Origin of the sequence: Citrobacter sp. Ce119, from assembly GCF_030334525.1 — a bacterium.
GTDB lineage: Bacteria > Pseudomonadota > Gammaproteobacteria > Enterobacterales > Enterobacteriaceae > Citrobacter > Citrobacter europaeus.
In genome coordinates this window covers 1-278 of record NZ_JAOWDR010000021.1, presented here as the reverse complement: position 1 = coordinate 278, position 278 = coordinate 1, and the positions used below count along the sequence as shown (strand labels likewise).

Annotated in this window: 1 pseudogene; it reads left to right on the top strand. The window is 47.5% G+C overall.

Features of this window, described 5'->3' with window-relative positions:
• Positions 1-278: pseudogene (locus tag OGV80_RS02150) on the top strand (T6SS immunity protein Tli3 family protein); the annotation flags it as partial.

Below are 278 nucleotides of genomic sequence, written 5' to 3'. Positions count from 1 at the left end.
CAGGCATTTATTTCCACTGCACAAGGACATTTGTATATGAGCTCATACCCTTTTGACGACCCGCGTCTGGCGCCGGGTGGGCCGGGTATAGATTATCAATACTTTGATGACACGTATTATCTCTACAGACCAGGCAAGCATAAATCCGGTGGCGAGTATGTGAACGGCCATATAAGACCTGAATCTCCAGGTGATGCCTGGGGAACGGTGGTGTTTATGAAAGCATCTTTAGCCCATTTAACGGAAGGTTATAAGGCCAACTATCAAAACCTGCCGGA